General features: G+C 30.0%; 16 protein-coding genes. 13 read left to right on the forward strand and 3 right to left on the reverse strand.

The features are described 5' to 3' along the window. Positions 1 to 242: 242 nt before the first annotated feature. From RDX53_RS10915 to RDX53_RS10930, 4 genes are all read left to right on the forward strand, one after another. Positions 243 to 1661 (forward strand): YfcC family protein, encoded by a 1419-nt coding sequence (locus tag RDX53_RS10915; RefSeq protein WP_195930112.1) that lies wholly within the window; start codon positions 243 to 245, stop codon positions 1659 to 1661. A 21-nt stretch (positions 1662 to 1682) separates the two neighbouring features. After that, complete coding sequence (locus tag RDX53_RS10920) at positions 1683 to 3140, forward strand: aminoacyl-histidine dipeptidase (protein ID WP_307994140.1); 1458 nt, start codon at positions 1683 to 1685, stop codon at positions 3138 to 3140. 97 nt (positions 3141 to 3237) lie between these two features. Continuing rightward, positions 3238 to 3891, forward strand: coding sequence for a DUF421 domain-containing protein (locus RDX53_RS10925; RefSeq protein ID WP_195930114.1), 654 nt, complete (start codon positions 3238 to 3240; stop codon positions 3889 to 3891). Then, positions 3888 to 4268: a DUF4363 family protein gene (locus RDX53_RS10930; protein ID WP_195930115.1), complete on the forward strand. Its 381-nt coding sequence runs from the start codon at positions 3888 to 3890 to the stop codon at positions 4266 to 4268. The genes RDX53_RS10925 and RDX53_RS10930 overlap by 4 nt, the downstream gene beginning before the upstream one ends. A gap of 109 nt (positions 4269 to 4377) precedes the next feature. Here the strand turns inward: RDX53_RS10930 and RDX53_RS10935 are convergent, their stop codons facing one another. Further along, a complete protein-coding gene (locus tag RDX53_RS10935; RefSeq protein WP_307994141.1) occupies positions 4378 to 5016 on the reverse strand; it encodes a CoA pyrophosphatase in 639 nt (212 codons plus the stop codon). A 180-nt stretch (positions 5017 to 5196) separates the two neighbouring features. Between RDX53_RS10935 and RDX53_RS10940 the strand changes: the two genes are divergently transcribed. The 5 genes from RDX53_RS10940 (at position 5197) to RDX53_RS10960 (ending at position 9890) form a co-directional block, all read left to right on the forward strand. Continuing rightward, positions 5197 to 6654 (forward strand): NAD(P)/FAD-dependent oxidoreductase, encoded by a 1458-nt coding sequence (locus tag RDX53_RS10940; RefSeq protein ID WP_307994142.1) that lies wholly within the window; start codon positions 5197 to 5199, stop codon positions 6652 to 6654. Continuing rightward, positions 6654 to 7895, forward strand: a complete 1242-nt coding sequence (locus RDX53_RS10945) for an NAD(P)/FAD-dependent oxidoreductase (protein ID WP_295779066.1) — start codon at positions 6654 to 6656, stop codon at positions 7893 to 7895. The genes RDX53_RS10940 and RDX53_RS10945 overlap by 1 nt, the downstream gene beginning before the upstream one ends. Next, entirely contained in the window at positions 7888 to 8250 is a 363-nt protein-coding gene (locus tag RDX53_RS10950; RefSeq protein WP_195931363.1) for a DUF1667 domain-containing protein, read from the forward strand. Before RDX53_RS10945 ends, RDX53_RS10950 begins: the two co-directional genes overlap by 8 nt. A 1-nt stretch (position 8251) precedes the next feature. Further along, positions 8252 to 9529 carry a lactate racemase domain-containing protein gene (locus tag RDX53_RS10955; protein WP_307994143.1) on the forward strand — a complete coding sequence of 426 codons (1278 nt, stop codon included), beginning with the start codon at positions 8252 to 8254 and terminating at the stop codon, positions 9527 to 9529. A 226-nt stretch (positions 9530 to 9755) separates the two neighbouring features. After that, positions 9756 to 9890: a hypothetical protein gene (locus RDX53_RS10960; protein ID WP_279325561.1), complete on the forward strand. Its 135-nt coding sequence runs from the start codon at positions 9756 to 9758 to the stop codon at positions 9888 to 9890. Between the two features lie 649 nt (positions 9891 to 10539). Here RDX53_RS10960 and RDX53_RS10965 read toward each other — a convergent pair. Beyond that, entirely contained in the window at positions 10540 to 11079 is a 540-nt protein-coding gene (locus RDX53_RS10965) for a hypothetical protein (protein WP_307994144.1), read from the reverse strand. Positions 11080 to 11081: 2 nt separating this feature from the next. Then, a complete protein-coding gene (locus tag RDX53_RS10970) occupies positions 11082 to 11225 on the reverse strand; it encodes a hypothetical protein (RefSeq protein ID WP_307994145.1) in 144 nt (47 codons plus the stop codon). 426 nt (positions 11226 to 11651) lie between these two features. On the opposite strand from RDX53_RS10970, the gene mutS reads away from it, so the two are divergent. The 4 genes from mutS to hfq all read left to right on the forward strand — a co-directional run bounded on the left by mutS (position 11652) and on the right by hfq (position 18078). Continuing rightward, on the forward strand, positions 11652 to 14534 hold the full coding sequence (gene mutS, locus RDX53_RS10975; RefSeq protein WP_295733931.1) for a DNA mismatch repair protein MutS: 2883 nt from the start codon (positions 11652 to 11654) through the stop codon (positions 14532 to 14534). Positions 14535 to 14579: 45 nt separating this feature from the next. After that, the gene (gene mutL / locus RDX53_RS10980) at positions 14580 to 16682 is read left to right on the forward strand and encodes a DNA mismatch repair endonuclease MutL (protein WP_307994146.1); all 2103 of its coding nucleotides are present in this window, start codon (positions 14580 to 14582) and stop codon (positions 16680 to 16682) included. A 28-nt stretch (positions 16683 to 16710) separates the two neighbouring features. Continuing rightward, a complete protein-coding gene (gene miaA, locus RDX53_RS10985; RefSeq protein ID WP_307994147.1) occupies positions 16711 to 17643 on the forward strand; it encodes a tRNA (adenosine(37)-N6)-dimethylallyltransferase MiaA in 933 nt (310 codons plus the stop codon). A gap of 189 nt (positions 17644 to 17832) precedes the next feature. Beyond that, positions 17833 to 18078: an RNA chaperone Hfq gene (gene hfq, locus RDX53_RS10990; protein ID WP_195931262.1), complete on the forward strand. Its 246-nt coding sequence runs from the start codon at positions 17833 to 17835 to the stop codon at positions 18076 to 18078. Positions 18079 to 18296: the final 218 nt, after the last annotated feature.

Below are 18296 nucleotides of genomic sequence, written 5' to 3' on the forward strand. Positions count from 1 at the left end.
AACGTAGTGAATTTTAACTAAAGCAACGGAATCTTTGATTCGTTGGCACTATGAACGCAGTGAATTTTTTATGGATAAAATTTACAATATATTGAGATATTGTATTATATATTAATTTCTTTTATAATCGCTAATATAAAAAGATTAAACGAAATTTTATAATCGAATTTTTAAATAATGAATATATCGATTTAAAATAGGAAATTTTAATCTTAGACAACAATGCGAAAAGGAGACAGAAAATGGACAACAAACAAAAAAAGAAAAAAGCATTTAAGTTGCCTACAGCTTATACTGTGTTGCTTATAATTACAGCAGTTATAGCTATTGTAACACACTTTATAGCTGGGGTAAGACCAGCCGGATTATCGGATTTTGTGATGGCACCTATAAACGGTCTTAACGACTCAATTGACATTGCAATATTCGTATTGTTAATTGGCGGATTTTTAGGAATAACTACAAAGACAGGTGCACTAGATGCAGGAATAGGCTCAGTAGTATCAAAGCTAAAAGGTAAAGAATTAATATTAATACCAGTTCTTATGTTTTTATTCTCACTTGGAGGAACTAGTTTCGGTATGGCAGAAGAAACTATAGCCTTCACAGCGCTTGTAACAACTACTATGATTATAGCAGGATTTGACCCATTAGTTTCAGTTGCTACAATTATCCTAGGGTCAGGATGTGGTGTATTAGGCTCAACTGTAAACCCATTTTTGGTTTCAGTAAGTATAGGCTCATTAAATGGTGCAGGAATTCCTGTAAACCAAGGTGTAGTTATAGCTACTAATACAGTTTTATGGATTGTATCACTACTTATATCAATTTACTTTGTTATGAGTTATGCAAAAAAAGTCTACAATGATAAAAATCAAAGTATACTTTCACAATTAGAAATAGAACACGCAAACGAAGCATTTATAGGAAATAAGTCAGGGCAAGAAGAAGTAGTCGAATTTACTAAAAAAAGAAAAATAGTATTAGGATTATTTGCATTTACATTTATAGTTATGGTAGCAGGAATAATACCATGGGAAGAATTCGGAATAAATTTATTCATATATACTGACTTCTTAACTGGTTCTAGTTTAGGTAACTGGTGGTTCTCTGAGCTAGGTATATGGTTTGTTATAATGTCAATAATTATTGGTGTTGTATACGGAATGAAAGAAGGCGAAATAGTAGATGCCTTTATAGCAGGGGCAGCTGATATGGTCGGTGTAGCTTTAGTTATAGGTGTATCAAGAGGTATATCAGTAATAATGAACACTACTGGCTTAGATGCACATGTACTTAGCAAGGCATCAAATGTATTAGTTGGAATGAGTCCAATAGTATTTACAATAGTGGCTTATTTAATTTATATGGCACTTACATTTTTTATCCCATCTACATCAGGTCTAGCAGGGCTTTCTATGCCTATATTTGGGCCTTTAGCAGTTAGCTTAGGATTTAGACCAGAAGTTGTAATATCAATCTTTAGTGCAGGCAGTGGTATAGTAAACTTAGTTACGCCTACAAGTGGTGTAATAATGGGTACACTTGCAATTGCTAAAGTAGATTATGAATCATGGGTGAAATTTGTCACAAAAGTTTTAGTAGCTATATTTATAGCATCAGCAATAATACTTTCAGTTGCGATGATGATAATAAAATAATAATCTGAAAGGAAAAGAAAAATGGAATTTAATTTTAAAAATCCAAAGCTAGATTTAGTTTTCAAATACTTTGAGGAAATATCAAAAATTCCAAGAGGTTCAGGAAATGAAAAAGAAATAAGCGACTATCTAGCTAGCGAAGGAAAAAGACTTAACTTAGAAGTAATACAAGATAATGCTTTAAATGTAATAATAAAAAAGCCAGCATCACCTGGATATGAAAATGCTCCTGCTGTAATACTTCAAGGACATATGGATATGGTTTGTGAAAAAAACAAAGACATAAAACACGATTTCACAAAAGATCCAATAAAACTACAAGTAAAAGAAAATTACTTATACGCAGATGGAACAACTTTAGGTGCAGACAACGGAATAGCTGTTGCTATGGGGCTTGCGCTTTTAGCATCTGATGATATAAAAATGCCTAAATTAGAAGTAGTATTTACTGCAAATGAAGAAGTGAGCATGGAAGGTGCTATGAATTTAGATGGAAGTCACTTTGAAGGAAGATATATCATAAATCTAGATTCAGAAGAAGAAGGCAGAATAACTGTAAGCTGTGCAGGTGGGGTTACAGCAATAGTTGATATACCAAAAGAATTAAAAGACATAACTCCTAAACAAACATACCTTATAAGTATAAAAGGTCTAAAAGGAGGACACTCTGGTATTGAAATAGACAAAAAAAGAGCAAACTCAAACTTACTTATGGGAAGAGTGCTTAACGCTCTTGAAAAAGAAAAAGTAAATTACGACTTAATATCTATAAGTGGTGGACTTAAAAACAACGCAATACCTCGTGAAGCAGAAGCTACAATAAATTTAGATTCTAATGATGAAAAACAAGTTGTAAATATTATAAATAATATGTCAGAAGTATTTAAAAATGAATTTAAAACTTCAGACCCACAAATATCTTTAGAGATAAACAAAATAAATGAAAAACACGAAAGATCTTTATCAGAACAAGTCCAAAGCAAAATAATAAAAGTATTAAACTTAATGCCTAGAAATATCCAAACTATGAGTGCAGATATAGAGAACTTAGTTGAAAGTTCTACAAACTTAGGTGTTGTAGTAACTGAAAATGACTCTATAAAATTTGAATTTGCAACTAGAAGTTCTGTAAAAACTCTAAAAGACGATATAAACGACAGAATGCAATTGCTTTGCGACACAATAGGAGTAAACCTTACACTAGAAGACGATTATCCAGAATGGGAATATGCCAAAGATTCAAAGTTAGAGCAAATATGCGTTGAGACTTATGAAAAAATAAACGGCAAAAAGCCAGAAATAGTGGCAATTCACGCTGGATTAGAATGTGGTTTACTACTAGACGCTATAGAAGGGGCACAAGCAGTATCTATAGGTCCAGATTTATTCGATGTTCACACTCCTGATGAGCATATAGATCTTTTATCTACAGAAAGAACATGGGATTATTTAGTAAGCATATTGGGAAATATAAAATAAATATAATTTAAAATTACAATTTAAGGCTTTATAAATCTTAAAACATATTTAAGAATTTATAGCTCATAAGGTATGCGGCTATAAAAGGAGGACTTATATGGTTGTAGTTTTCTTGAGGAGTATTGTTTTATATATAGCAGTATTAATCTCTATGAGAATTATGGGAAAAGGTGAAATAGCTGAGATGAATTGCTTTGACTTAGTTATAACGCTTTTAATAGCGGAAGTTGCATCACTACCTATGGAAAACAACGATATTCCTATGATAAATGGTATTGCAGCGCTAACAGGTCTTGTAGCAATGCAAACTATTATTTCATTTTTATCTTTGAAATTTAGAAAAATATCTATAATATTGTCCGGGAAACCTTCAATACTTATCAACAAAGGTGAAGTAGATTATAAAGAGTTAAAAAGAGAGAGAGTAAGCATAAACGAGCTTTTAGAACAACTTAGAATTCAAGGATACTTTAATATAAAATATATCCAATATGCCATATTAGAGACAGATGGAAGTCTAAGTGTGGTGCCTACTCCTAATTATAACTCGACTCCTTCAAAAGAGTACAAGCATCTACCGATTCCGCTTATATTAGATGGCTCTATAATAAAAGAAAACCTAAAAAAATTAGATAAAGATGAGCTATGGCTAAATAATATACTAAAAATGCACAAAATAAAAAGGACAAAAGATGTCTTACTATGCGTTTTAGATGAATACGACGGAGTATTAATTCAAAAGAAAAGATGAAAAATACTATAATAGCTTTAATATGGGTCATCTTGTTTATACTATTTGGGATTTATATAGACAATAGAGTAGAGGATTTTGGAATCGATTATATAAAAGATGTGGAAGCTACATATGAGGTTATACATGATGATAAGTGGGAATATGCAGATGAAATGCTAGATGACCTTGAGGCAAGGCTCGACACTCAAAAGGACTTTTGGCTAAAGGTATTAGATCATCAATATTATGATGATTTAAGTTTAGAATTAAATCTAGTTAGAAACGCCGTATACTGCAAAAACAAAATAAGAGCTTTAGAAGAATTGGAAAAAATAAAGTCCATTCTTCAAAATCTAATAGCCGACGAAAAGTGTAATTGGAATTATATTTTTTAAACTTAAATATTTATACAATTCAAATAAGCAGATAAGATATATTTATATTTTATCTGCTTATTTTTTTACTTAAGCCTTAATATGTTGAGTATGCAGACATATTAATTGGTTACTCTTTTAAAAAGTTTAAGAAGTTTTCTAGTATTTTAGCAGATATTCCCCAGATGACGTAATTTTTATATTCATAAAATAAAGTCGAGTATTTTCCGACGGCGAATTTGTAGTTTTCTTTATTTGGAATTTTGTAATATGGAAAATCTTTGTTTACTTTTACTTCTAGCTCATTTTCAAATTCATCAGGAGAAGTATCTATTAAGTACTTTATTGGAGCTATAAATACATGGTCTACTTCATCTTTATTTATAGGTAAATTTTCTAGTCCATTTTTCACTACCTTTTCGTTTATAACGCCTAAAAATGGATGAATTATTAAGTTTGAGTGGTTTATATATAAATCTAGGGGAGAAATTATTTCTATATCGTCAGGACTTATACCTAATTCTTCACAAGTCTCTCGTATGCAAGCCTCCCTCGGAGTTTCATTTTCTTCTATTTTTCCACCAGGGAAAGCTATTTCATTTGGCTGACTTCTTAGTGTTTTAGACCTCACTTCAAATAGTATTTCGTGTGAATCGTTATTTTTAATTATCGGAACTAATACAGACGCCCTCTTCATATTTTGATATCCATTTATATATGGTTTAAAATTATCAAATTTATCTTTAATGTCTTTAATATTTTCAATCATAATAATTTACTTCCTTTCAAAATATATCATATAAATATTATAGTCTACATTAAAAAAAATATAAATTCTCATATAAATAAAAAAATATGCTAAAATTGATGAAAAATTGGAAAAATAAGTATAAAATAAAAAATAAAATAAAGGTTGCGAATATCTTTTCGCACAAAGGGGGACATTGAGTTGGACAAATTATATGATGTGATAATAATCGGATCTGGCGTTGTGGGAAATGCTATTGCCAGGGAAATGTCTAGATATAATTTAAAAATAGGGGTATTAGAAAAAGAATTAGACGTATGTAATGAGACGAGTGCGAGAAACTCAGGGGTACTGCATGCAGGATTTAATAACAAGCCAGGTACACTTATGGCTAAGTTTTGTGTTGAAGGAAATCAAGGTTTTGACCAAGTTGCAGATGAGCTTGGAGTACCGTTTAAAAGATGTGGGAAACTAGTTGTAGGATTTAATGAAGAAGATAAGCAAAAACTTATAGCTATGAAAGAGCAAGGCGAAAAAAACGGTGTTAAGGGTCTTGAGATAATAGGCAAGGACAAAATAAAAGAAATTGAGCCAAATATCGACGGTGAATTTGCAATGTGGTCTAAAACTACAGGTATTTTAAATCCATTTTTACTTACAATAGCTCTTGCTGAAAATGCAGCAGAAAATGGGGTAGAGTATTATTTTGCAAATGAAGTAATAGATATAAATAGGATAGATGAAATTTACAATATAAAAACAGTAAAAGATACATATAAAGCTAGATGGGTTGTAAATGCAGCAGGACTTTACAGCGATAAAATCTCAAAAATGATTGGAATAGACGACTATACAATTCACCCATGCAGGGGAGAGTATTTTATATTAGATGAAAAAGTAGGCTCAAAATTAAGCCTTCCAGCATATCCAGTTCCAAATCCAAAAGAAGGTGGGCTTGGAATCCACTTAACTCCTACAATAGACGGTAATGTATTTATCGGCCCAAGTAGTGAATATATAGAAGAAAGAGACGATTATTCTGCTACTCAAAAGATAATGGACTTACTAATTAAAGACGGGGGAAGAATATTCCCACATATAAAAAGAGAGGATTTCATAAGAAATTTTGCGGGAATTAGACCAAAACTCGCCTCAAAAGAAGAAGGTGGATACCACGATTTTGTAATAGAAATGAGAGATGAAGCTCCAAACACTATAAATTTAGTCGGTATAGAATCACCAGGGCTTACAAGCTCAACTCCAATTGCCAAATACGTAGTATCTTTATTAAAACAAAAAGAAAAACTTACAGAAAACAAAAACTTCAATCCAATTAGAAAGCCTATAGTCACATTTGTAGACAAATCAATTGAAGAAAAAGAAGCATTAATCAAAGAAAATCCAGATTATGGCGAAGTTATTTGCAGATGCCAAACTATAACAAAAGCAGAAATTATTGAAGCTATAAATAATCCACTAGGAGTTGAAACTTTAACAGGAATAAAATACAGATGCAGAGCTATGATGGGAAGATGTCAAGGTGGATATTGTGAAACGAGAATAGCAGGTCTATTAGAAGAAGTTAAACATAAAAATAGAGAAGATGTGATTTATTCAAGAGAAGGTTCTAATATGTTTGTTGGGAAGGTGAGAGAGTAATGGTTGAAAATAAAGACGTTGTAATAGTTGGGGGCGGCCCTGCAGGCCTTGCAGCAGCTCTAGAGCTAAAACACAAGGGAATAGAAGATATACTTATTGTCGAGAGAGAAGATAAACTAGGCGGTATATTAAAACAATGTATTCACGATGGTTTTGGTCTTACTCGATTTAAAGAAACATTAAGCGGTCCAGAATACGCCTATAGATTTATAAAAGAAGTTGAGAAAGAAAAAATAGATTACATTACAGATGCCACAGTTATAGATATAAATAGCGATAAAGTTGTCACTGCTGCTACGAGACAAGGCTTAAAACAATACAGGGCAAAAGCTGTTATTTTGACTATGGGATGTAGAGAGAGAACAAGGGGGGCGATTTCGACTCCAGGAACGAGACCTGCAGGAATATACAACGCCGGAGTTGCCCAAAGATATATAAACTTGACTAATACTATGGTTGGAAAAAACGTAGTAATTTTGGGCTCAGGTGATATAGGTCTTATTATGGCGAGAAGACTTACACTAGAAGGAGCAAATGTTAAGGCAGTTGTTGAGCTTTCACCATATGCAAATGGACTTCCAAGAAATATTGAGCAGTGCTTAAACGACTACAACATACCTCTATATTTAAGCCACACTATAACTAATATAGAAGGAAAAAGCAGACTTGAGGCCGTTGTAGTAAGTGAAGTAGATGAAAAAACTAGAAAAATAATTCCACAAACAGAAAAAAGATACGAATGTGATACTTTGATACTTTCAATAGGGCTTATTCCAGAAAATGAATTATCACTAAAAGCAGGTGTAGTATTAGACAAAAGAACAAAAGGTGCAGTAGTAGATGAAAACTACCAAACTTCAGTTGAAGGTATTTTCGCAGCGGGAAACGTACTTCAAGTACACGACTTAGTCGACTTTGTATCGCTAGAAGCTGAAAGACTAGCAGATCACGTTTGTGAATATATAAATGACGGCAAATTAAAACAGTGTGATATAAATATAGAGTCTGGCGAAAATATAAACCACACAATTCCACAAAAGATAAGTGGGACTAAGGATTTTGTGCTTTCATTTAGAGTTAGAAAGCCTTTTAAAGAATGTAGGGTCGATATAATTCAAGATGATGAAGTTATAAAAACTAAAAAATACAAAAAGGCGATACCAGCTGAGATGATTCAAATAAAAATTTCAAAAGATGAAATAAAAGAAAATGGGGATTTGAAGGTGATTATAAGTGAATAGAAAATTTACATGTATAGTTTGTCCAAATGGATGTGAAATAGAAGTTGAGTATGAAGGAAAAGATGTAAAAAATATTGAAGGAGAGGGATGTAGAAAGGGAAGAGAATACGTAGTTCAAGAACTAACTGACCCAAGACGTAATATAGCCTCTTCTGTGATTTTATTAAATGGAGAACTCCCACTTGTAAGTGTAAGGCTTACTAACCCTATCCCAAAAGATAAGATATTTGACGTTATGGATATAATCAAAAATATAAAACTAAAAGCTCCAGTAGAAGTAGGAGATATAGTTGTGAAAAATATAATGGGTTATGACAGCGACCTTATAGTTACAAAGCAAGTAGGTGTAAAATAATATGTCTCAAATAAACGAAATACTAGATAATATAAAGCTCCCTCAAATTATGAAAGTAAGCCAGACATTTGACAATACTAAGCTAGATGATGTTGAGGGTGATTTAAATCAAAAGCTGATTGATAAAAATATTAAAGACAAGATAAAACCGGGGATGAAGATTGCGATAACTGGGGGAAGTAGGGGTATAAGTTCTTATAAAGAGCTTATGAAGACTATAGTGAGCTTTGTAAAAAAATGTGGGGCAACTCCGTTTATAATACCATCTATGGGAAGCCATGGAGGAGGAACATCAGAGGGACAAGAAAATATGCTCAAAAAACTAGGCATAACAAAGAAATCTGTAGGATGCGAGATAATTTCTTCTATGGATGTTGTAGAAGTAGGAAGGACATCTAAAGATTTGCCCGTCTATATCGATAAAAACGCGGCAAATGCAGATGGAATTATCTTATTAAATCGAGTTAAACTCCACACCTCATTTAGAGGTAAATACGAAAGCGGATTGATTAAGATGATGGCGATCGGCCTTGCAAAGAGAAAAGGAGCCGATATGACACATTTTCTTAGATATGAAAATATGGCAGAAAATCTAGTTGAAGTAGGAAAAATAGCACTCAATAACTTAAATATAATATGTGGAGTTGCTAGTATAGAAAATGGATACAATGAAGTAGCAGATTTATTTGTACTGCATAAAGATGAAATACTGCAAGAAGAGCCAAAGATACTAGAAAAATCAAAACGCCTTATGCCTAGGATTTATTTAGATGATATAGATGTACTTATTGTAAACGAAATAGGAAAAAACATAAGCGGCACAGGAGTCGACACAAATATAGTGGGCAGATTTCACACAAATGCCGCCAGTGGTGGGCCTAATACAGTAAAACTCGGTTTTTTAGATATAAGTGAAAAATCAGGCGGAAATGGAAATGGCATGGGACTTGCAGATTTTGTATCTAAAAAGTTTTTTAGAAAGATAGATTTTGAATCTACTTATATAAACGCCATTACATCCACAGAACCAAATAGTGTAAAACTTCCACTAGTATTAGACAACGACAAATACGTATTTCAAGGTTGTGTAAAACTATGTGGAGTTAAAAACATACAAGATATAAAATTAGTTATAATAAATAACACAAAGGAATTAGACGAAATTTATATGAGTAAATCTGCATTTGAAAACACAGTAGATAAATCAAAAGTAAAAAAAGAATCAGAATTATTTGATATACCTTTTGACGAAGAAGGCAATTTAGATCTATATCGCTAGGTATTGTTATATAAACTACAAACTCAAAGTGAAAATAATTATAAAATATAACAAAAAACAGTAAAAAATTATTTTATTTTATTGAATTGTGTTAATATTGTGATATTTTAAGTTAATATATCGATAGAAATTAGATTTATAAAAACTTATAATTTATCTTAAGAAATATGAAATCAAACTTAAATTTACAAAAAGTTAAATGTAAGAAATAAAGGGGGTAATTAATATGACAAGTATGGCTTGGGGCTTTATGTTAACAGTATGGGCTACTATATTTATAACAGAAGGAATAGCAATGAGAAGAATATTAAAAGGATACGATGAAAAACATAAATCAAGAAGTGGTCAAAAAATAAGCTAAAATTTTAATTTTTATTAATGACATTTGCAATTATAATAAATAAATAAAACTAATTTATATCAAAATATTAAATCACAAGAAAAGACTTATTGTATTGGGGATATGCAATAAGTCTTTTTTATTCTAAAAAGACAAGGAGCCGATTACTATGACGAAGGGGATACTAAGCAACGGACGAAGCCGCCCACGCCTGAGCGTAGCGAATTTAGTTATAATTTAAAATTTAGTCTGTTAAAAAAGAGTTAAGAAGAGTATCAATTAATGTTAAAAAACCGTAAAAACATCATACATTATGTTAATGAAGGGTAAAATATGCGTATAAACACACAATTTTCAGAAAATTTCTAATATAATAGAAATAAGTAAGAAAGGAGTGGATACTATGACAGGTATAGCTTGGGTTTTTATGTTAGTAGCGTGGACAATAATTATAGTTGCTGCAGTTTTGGCAATGAAAGATATTCTAAAAAATAGTTAACTTATGACTTAAAATGACTAGTAGGAGAAAATAGACCGTGAAAATTTACAAAACACACTTAAATTATTTAAAAATTATTGATATATACAATATCGATATTAAGAGTTTAAAACATAAAAAAGCTTTTTAAAGAATTAATAGATTTTTTTTAAAAAGCTTTTTTTAGTTTCTTTAAAAAGCTTGAATATCCTTTTTAATAGTATTATCTAAATCTTTCTCGAAAGACTTTTCTTTTAATTGCTTGTTTAAATCTCTTATCTCATCATTTGAAATAAAAGATCCTTTTATAGTTGGGTCTATAATTTCTACTACTGTTTTTGCATCAAAATCAACATAGTCTACTACATCTTCTATATTTTCTATTAAAAATTCTAAGTTTTCTTGTGTAGAAATTTCGTAAGTTTTCCCATGCTTAATTAAATACTCTGATATTTGATAATCTTCATTCAATACTTTAAAAACTTCCCCAGATGGATCTAATACATCTTTGTATAAAGTTGCATATTCTATAAGTTGAATTTGTTTTATTAAGTTTTCTTTTTCTGTTAATTTACCGTAATTATTGTTCAGAAATCCTACTAGACCAAAATCCCAGTTTGGGTCTAATATACCTTCTTTGCGATAACTCATATCATATGAGGACATACTTAAATTTTCATCTAAAGCCTTGTCTCTAAGTTTTGTTAATTCTTTAATGCTTAAATCTTCCAATTCTATAATTGTGCTTTTTTTTGCTTCATCATATTTTCATATAATGTATCTTCCTTTATATCTTTATTATCTGCAAAACTAAAAGCTTCAGCTGAACATAAAGATAATGACAAGGATAAAATTAATGCAGTTATCTTTTTTATCACAAAGATATTCCCCCTTTATCTTTTAATTATTAATAGTGCAAATCTTATGGAAATTATTGTAAAATATACATAATTAGTTAAAATTTAATTTTAACTAATTATGTATATGATAGAAACTATTTCAATATAATAACGTCATTATCTTGTAAGATATCTTTCACGAATTTAATCCTATTTTAAAAATAAATTTATAATTTTGAAATATAGACTCCTACAAAAAAATAAAAAAAATATGTTATAATGGTTATCTAGAAAAAAGTTCTTTTTAATAAATTAGATTTCTAATGTATAATAATTAATTTAGAAAAGATATAAATGATTTTTAATTAGAATATAAAATAAAAATTACAACTTAAGAGAGTTTAATATATTAACAAAAAAGAAAGGAGTAGCCTAAAAATAAACACTTTAGGCATAATAAACAAAATGGTAATCGACAGAAGTAAATTAACTCCTATGATGAAACAGTATTTTGAGACAAAAGATAAATATCCTGATTGTATATTGTTCTTTAGATTAGGAGATTTTTATGAGATGTTCTTTGAAGATGCGATAATTGCATCAAAAGTACTTGAAATAGCACTTACAGGAAAGGCTTGTGGACTTGAAGAGAGAGCTCCTATGTGTGGAGTTCCGTTTCATGCTGCAAACTCTTATATATCAAAATTAGTTGAAAGCGGATATAAAGTAGCGATAGGCGAGCAGATGGAAGATCCTTCTGCTGCAAAGGGAATCGTAAAAAGAGAAGTAATAAGAGTAGTAACTCCAGGGACTGTTCTTGAAGGGAATCTTCTTGAAAACAAAAAAAACAACTACCTTATGTCTTTATACAAGCAAAATGACGATATAGGTCTATCTTATGTAGATATAAGTACAGGTGAAACTAATGCAACTATATTAAAAAAAGACAAGTTAATAGAAGAAATTGCGAAAGTTTCTCCATCAGAAATAATAATAAACGACTTAGATTATATAAAAAATCTAGAAGCTATAGCGTCTTTATCTAATATATATTTAAATACTAATTTCGACGAAGCGTATTTAAACGAAGATATATTAAAACAATATTTCAGCGATGAGTATTTAAGAAACTTAAAATTCGATGAAAATGGACTTATAAATAGAAGTTTATGTGTCCTTTTAAATTATATATACAACACTCAAAAACAAGTAACTTCAAATATAAACAATATAAACATATACAACTCATCAAATTATATGGTGCTTGATATGTTTACTCGTTCAAATTTAGAACTTACAGAGACTATTAGAACAAAGAAAAAGAAAGGCTCACTACTTCATGTACTAGATAAAACTTCGACTGCAATGGGTGGAAGAATGCTTAGAAAATACGTTGAGGAGCCATTAGTAGACAAACAAAGAATTCAAACTAGATTAGATGTAATTGAAGAGATAAAAGACGATTACTCACTTAGAATAGACTTAATCGAGATTTTAAAAAATGTGTACGATATAGAGCGTATCTGCGGTAAAATCGCGTTTGAAAAAGTTACTCCAAAAGAGCTTATTAATTTAAAAAACTCTATTGAAAAACTTCCAGAGCTAAAGCGTAGAATAGAAGAATCTAATGCAGAAATACTTAAAAACTACGCAAACAAAATGGAGACTTTAGACGATATTTACGACTTAATAAATAAAGCTATACTTGAGGAGCCTAGCATAACTATAAAAGACGGAAATATAATTAAATCAAGCTACAATGAAGAATTAAGCGAGCTTAGAGAAGTTTCTACAAACGGCGCATTTATGATTAAGGAAATCGAAAATCGCGAAAAAGAAAAAACAGGAGTTAAATCTTTAAAAATAGGATTTAATAAAGTGTTCGGATATTATATTGAAATAACAAAGGCAAACTTAGCAACTGCAAATATAGACAATAGCTATATAAGAAAGCAGACATTAAGTAACGCCGAAAGATATATAACAGAAGAATTAAAAATAATAGAAGATAAAATACTTCACGCAAAAGAAAAAATAGGTGTGCTTGAATACGAATTATTTGTACAAGTTAGAAAATACATCTACGACAATATAGATAGAATCCAAAACGTAGCTAAGATAATAGCAAATATAGACGTATTTACTTCATTTGCAACAGTTGCAGATTTAAACAACTACGTAAAACCTAATATAAATGACAACAACAAATTAGATATTAAAAACGGACGTCACCCAGTTGTTGAAAATATAGTAGGTGAAGAAAACTTCGTGCCAAATGACACTTATTTATCTGACGACGAAAATATTATAAATATAATTACAGGGCCGAATATGGCAGGTAAGTCGACTTATATGAGACAAAGTGCGATAATAGTTTTAATGGCTCATATGGGAAGTTTTGTTCCGGCAGATTTTGCAGATATTCCAATATGCGACAGAATATTTACAAGAGTTGGGGCAAGTGACGACTTATCTTCTGGTCAATCTACATTTATGGTAGAGATGAACGAAGTTTCACAAATACTTAAAAATGCTACATCAAAGAGTTTTGTAATACTTGATGAAATCGGTAGGGGTACATCAACTTACGACGGTATAAGTTTAGCTTGGGCAATAGTTGAATATATCCAAAGTAATATAAAATGTAAGACTTTATTTGCAACTCACTACCACGAGCTTACAGATTTAGAAAACGAGTTTAGAGAAGTTAAAAACTACTCTATTTCAGTAAAAGACGACGGAGAAAATATAATCTTCCTTAGAAAAATAGTAGAACAACCAGCAGACAAAAGTTACGGTATATACGTTGCAAAACTTGCAAAACTGCCTGACAAAGTTATAGAGCGTTCATCAGAAATTCTAAGCGATTTAGAGAAAAACCACATATTTAACGGTGAAGTTTTAACTGGAAGTCTCGATAAAGAAAAAATGAATTTAATGCTTGATAAAGCAAATAAAGAAGCTTTAGTTACAGCAGATTTACAACTTAAAGATATTGATGTAGTAAGAGAAGACGATAAATCACAAACTCAAGTTACAAACGAATTTAGCTTTGAAAATGAGCTAAATAAAATAGAGCAAGACAATATAAAAAATGAATACGAATCTTTAAAATTAGAGCATGAAACTTTATTAAAAGAACATAAAAAAATGAAAAAAGATTATAATAAATTAAATGCAAATTATACTAAATTAAAAGAAGAAGATTCACAAATATCGTTTGGAAATATAATTCCAAATAACGAAGTATTAGACGAGCTTTTAAATTTAGATATATTAAATATGAATTTAATAGACTGCGTAAATACATTATATAATTTACAAAAAAAAGCAAAAGAAAATAGATAATCGGTTATTTTAACTTAAGCCAAAATAACCTCTTGGAGGGATTAGATGGGTAAGTATATAAATATTTTAGATGATTTAACAATAAATAAAATAGCTGCAGGAGAGGTCGTTGAAAGACCTTCTTCTGTAGTAAAAGAACTTTTAGAAAATGCAATAGATTCAGGTGCTACTCAAGTCGTCGTAGATATTACTGACGGCGGAAAAAAGTGCATCAAAATAAGCGACAACGGATCTGGAATATTATCTAGTGAAGTTGAAAAATGCTTTTTAAGACATGCTACAAGCAAAATAAAAGAAATAGACGACTTATACGACCTTTATTCGTTTGGATTTAGGGGGGAGGCACTTGCCTCAATTTCTGCTGTCTCAAATATCGAAATGATTACAAAGACAAAAGAAGAAGTTATAGGTACGAAGATAGAACTTAGCGGGTCTAAAATAATAAAAAAAGAGCCTATAGGTACAAAAGACGGTACGACAATAACTATAAAAGACTTGTTTTTTAATACTCCAGTAAGGGCAAAATTTTTAAAATCGACTCATGCTGAAACTATAAATATAAGTGATTTAATAAATAAACTTGCTATAGGAAATCCAGGAGTTAGAATAAAATACATAAACAACAAAAAGCTTATGTTAAATACACCTGGAGACAATAAACTTATAAACGTAATAAGAAGTATTTATGGAAAAGAAATAACAGATAACTTAATCGAAGTAGATTATGAAGATGAGAAGATAAAAATATACGGATATATAGGAAACAACAACATCTATAGATCTAACAAAAACCTTCAACATATCTATATAAATAAAAGATATGTTAGAAGTAAAATTATATTAGATGCTATAAATGAAAGTTATAAAAGTATAATTCCCATAAATAAATTCGGAGTGTGCTTTTTAAACATAACGATAAACCCAGGTGAAATAGATGTAAATATACATCCGACTAAGCTAGAGGTAAAATTCCAAGACGAAAAAGACGTATATATAAAGATAAGAGATTTAATAAAAAACAAACTTCTAAATATAAGTTTGATAGGAAAATACAAGTCTTATACTAATAATAATGAAAACTACGTACAAAATAAATTAAATCACCTTGGAGAAAATAATTTAGAAGAAAAAGTAGAGACTTCTTCAAATCAAAATATAAACCAAAATAAAATAGATTTTGAGTATAAAACAGAACCTAAAGAGCAAGATACTCTAAGCTTAAAAGAAGAACCTAAAGAGTACAATATAGATGAAAGAGAAGACTTATCTTCATTTAAATCTTTTAAAGAGGCATTAGAAGAAAATGAAACTAAAGATGAAAATGAAGATTATGAGAAAGCTCAAAATAATAAGTTTGATGAAGTTTCATATACTCAAATAGATAATTATAACTCATATCAAGAACAAGAGCAGTCTGATTATTATAGCAATATGGGTTATAGCGATATAAAAACAAGTAGAAATAGCGAGTTGGATTCTAAATTAGACGAGATTTCCACTCAGGGAAGTTTTTTAGAAACACAAGACGACACACTAGATAAGATAATAAATAATTCACAAGACAGCAAATTTAGAGCGAGCGACTTTAAGGTAATCGGCACAATTTTAAATACTTATATCGTCCTTGAAAAGGGGACATCTATGTATTTATTAGATCAACATGCCGCACACGAAAAAGTACTATACGAAGAGTATATGACAAAGTTTAAAAGCCAAAGCATAGACATGCAGATGTTACTGGACCCTATAGTCATTGAACTGTCTAGTGTAGATATGTTAGATGTAGAAAAAAATCTAAATTTATTTATGAAATTTGGTTTTGAAATAGAGATATTTGGAGATAATCATATTATGGTCAGAGGAGTGCCTAATATTTTTGGAACTGCTCAATCAGAAAAATTTATATTCCAAATAATCGACAACATAGGGGATTTAGAAAGTAGCTACGACTTAAAAATGGACAAAATAGCATCTATGTCTTGTAGAGCAGCTATAAAGGCAAACGACAAAATCCATTTTGACGAAATACATTCACTACTTTCAAAAATGGAAAAGTGTGAAAATCCATATACTTGTCCACATGGGAGACCGTCAATGGTCGAAATATCTAAAAAAGAAATAGAAAAGATGTTTAAGAGAATTATGTAATACAAATTAGAATTGAGGAAGATATATAATGAACAAAATACCGCTTATAATACTTACAGGGCCGACAGCAGTCGGTAAAACTGATTTATCGATTAAGCTTTCAAAATCATTAAATGCAGAGATAATATCAGCAGATTCAATGCAGATATATAAATATATGGATATAGGTAGTGCCAAAATAACAAAAGAAGAAATGGACAATGTAGTCCACCACATGATAGACGAAGTTACTCCAGATGTACCTTTTTCTGTATCAGAATTTCAAACTAGAAGTGAAAAATATATAAACGATATACACGAAAGAAGAAAAAGAGTACTTGTAACTGGAGGAACTGGATTATACCTAAACTCACTTATATACAATATGGACTTTGCAAAATCAGACGCAAATAACGAAATAAGAGAAAAGCTAGAAAAAGAATTAGAAGAAAACGGCATAGACTATATGCACGAAAAACTAAGAAGTCTAGATGAAGATGCTGCAAATAGAATCCACAAAAACAACACAAAGAGAGTTATAAGAGCTATAGAAGTATGCCTAAGTGGAAACAAAATGAACGATTTCTCAAAAGATTTGAGATACAACGAAAAATACAAACCTATAATAATAGTTTTAAATAGAGACAGAGAAGTATTATATCAAAGAATAAACAAAAGAGTAGATATAATGCTTGAAAATGGTCTATTAGACGAAGTTAAAAAACTACTTGAAATGGGATATACAAAAGATATGATATCAATGCAGGGAATAGGCTATAAAGAAATGATAAAATATCTAGATGGCGAGTACACTTATGACGAAGCAGTAGAAATAATAAAAAGAGACTCTAGAAGATATGCTAAGCGCCAGATAACTTGGTTTAAAAGATATCAAGATGCAAAGTGGTTTGACTTAGATGAATACCAAAATAAAGAAAAATTGGAAGAAGATATAATTAATCATATTGAAAAATTACTATAAATTGTATAAAATAATAATATATAGTATTATCCTTAATTACATATAGGAGATTATATTTAAATTATAATCTCCTATATATAAAGTACTTAAGAAAATAAGTACTATACTTTTTGGGGAGTCTATTTTATACACTATTAAGATATGAATTTCCTTAATATAAAAATTAACTTATCAGGGAGGGCATTAAAAATGAAAAATACAGTTTTAAACTTACAAGATTTATTTTTAAATAATGCTAGAAAAGAAAGAATACCAGTGACAATATTCTTAATGAATGGGGTACAAGTAAAAGGAAATGTAAAAGGATTTGACAGTTATATAATATTACTTGAAGGTGAAAACAGACAACAAAACATGATATACAAACATGCTGTTTCAACTATAGTTCCAGGTAAATATATAAACCTACAAAATCAACAACAAAACAACAGATAATACTACATACAAAAGATTATTTTATATTAAAAATTAAAATTCTTTTTAGAAGAAAAGGTACTTATGTGAGTTAATAATTAATTGTTGCCCCACATAAGTACCTTTTTTCTGTCTTGAAGAAAAAATTTGTGTATGTTAAAATCTTAAATGTTGGATAATTATAGATGAAAATATAAATTTAAATTATTAAAATAAATATGATTATATTTCTTTAATTT

The organism is uncultured Intestinibacter sp., assembly GCF_902468165.1.
GTDB lineage: Bacteria > Bacillota > Clostridia > Peptostreptococcales > Peptostreptococcaceae > Intestinibacter.

What these genes read in the sequence shown, in the direction of transcription:
- RDX53_RS10915 (WP_195930112.1), top strand. Translation starts at nt 243, where the DNA reads ATGGACAACAAACAAAAAAAGAAAAAAGCATTTAAGTTGCCTACAGCT.
- mutS (WP_295733931.1), top strand. Translation starts at nt 11,652, where the DNA reads ATGGTAATCGACAGAAGTAAATTAACTCCTATGATGAAACAGTATTTT.
- mutL (WP_307994146.1), top strand. Translation starts at nt 14,580, where the DNA reads ATGGGTAAGTATATAAATATTTTAGATGATTTAACAATAAATAAAATA.
- RDX53_RS10955 (WP_307994143.1), top strand. Translation starts at nt 8,252, where the DNA reads ATGTCTCAAATAAACGAAATACTAGATAATATAAAGCTCCCTCAAATT.
- RDX53_RS10920 (WP_307994140.1), top strand. Translation starts at nt 1,683, where the DNA reads ATGGAATTTAATTTTAAAAATCCAAAGCTAGATTTAGTTTTCAAATAC.
- miaA (WP_307994147.1), top strand. Translation starts at nt 16,711, where the DNA reads ATGAACAAAATACCGCTTATAATACTTACAGGGCCGACAGCAGTCGGT.
- RDX53_RS10935 (WP_307994141.1), bottom strand. Translation starts at nt 5,016, where the DNA reads ATGATTGAAAATATTAAAGACATTAAAGATAAATTTGATAATTTTAAA.
- RDX53_RS10945 (WP_295779066.1), top strand. Translation starts at nt 6,654, where the DNA reads ATGGTTGAAAATAAAGACGTTGTAATAGTTGGGGGCGGCCCTGCAGGC.
- RDX53_RS10930 (WP_195930115.1), top strand. Translation starts at nt 3,888, where the DNA reads ATGAAAAATACTATAATAGCTTTAATATGGGTCATCTTGTTTATACTA.
- hfq (WP_195931262.1), top strand. Translation starts at nt 17,833, where the DNA reads ATGAAAAATACAGTTTTAAACTTACAAGATTTATTTTTAAATAATGCT.
- RDX53_RS10925 (WP_195930114.1), top strand. Translation starts at nt 3,238, where the DNA reads ATGGTTGTAGTTTTCTTGAGGAGTATTGTTTTATATATAGCAGTATTA.
- RDX53_RS10960 (WP_279325561.1), top strand. Translation starts at nt 9,756, where the DNA reads ATGACAAGTATGGCTTGGGGCTTTATGTTAACAGTATGGGCTACTATA.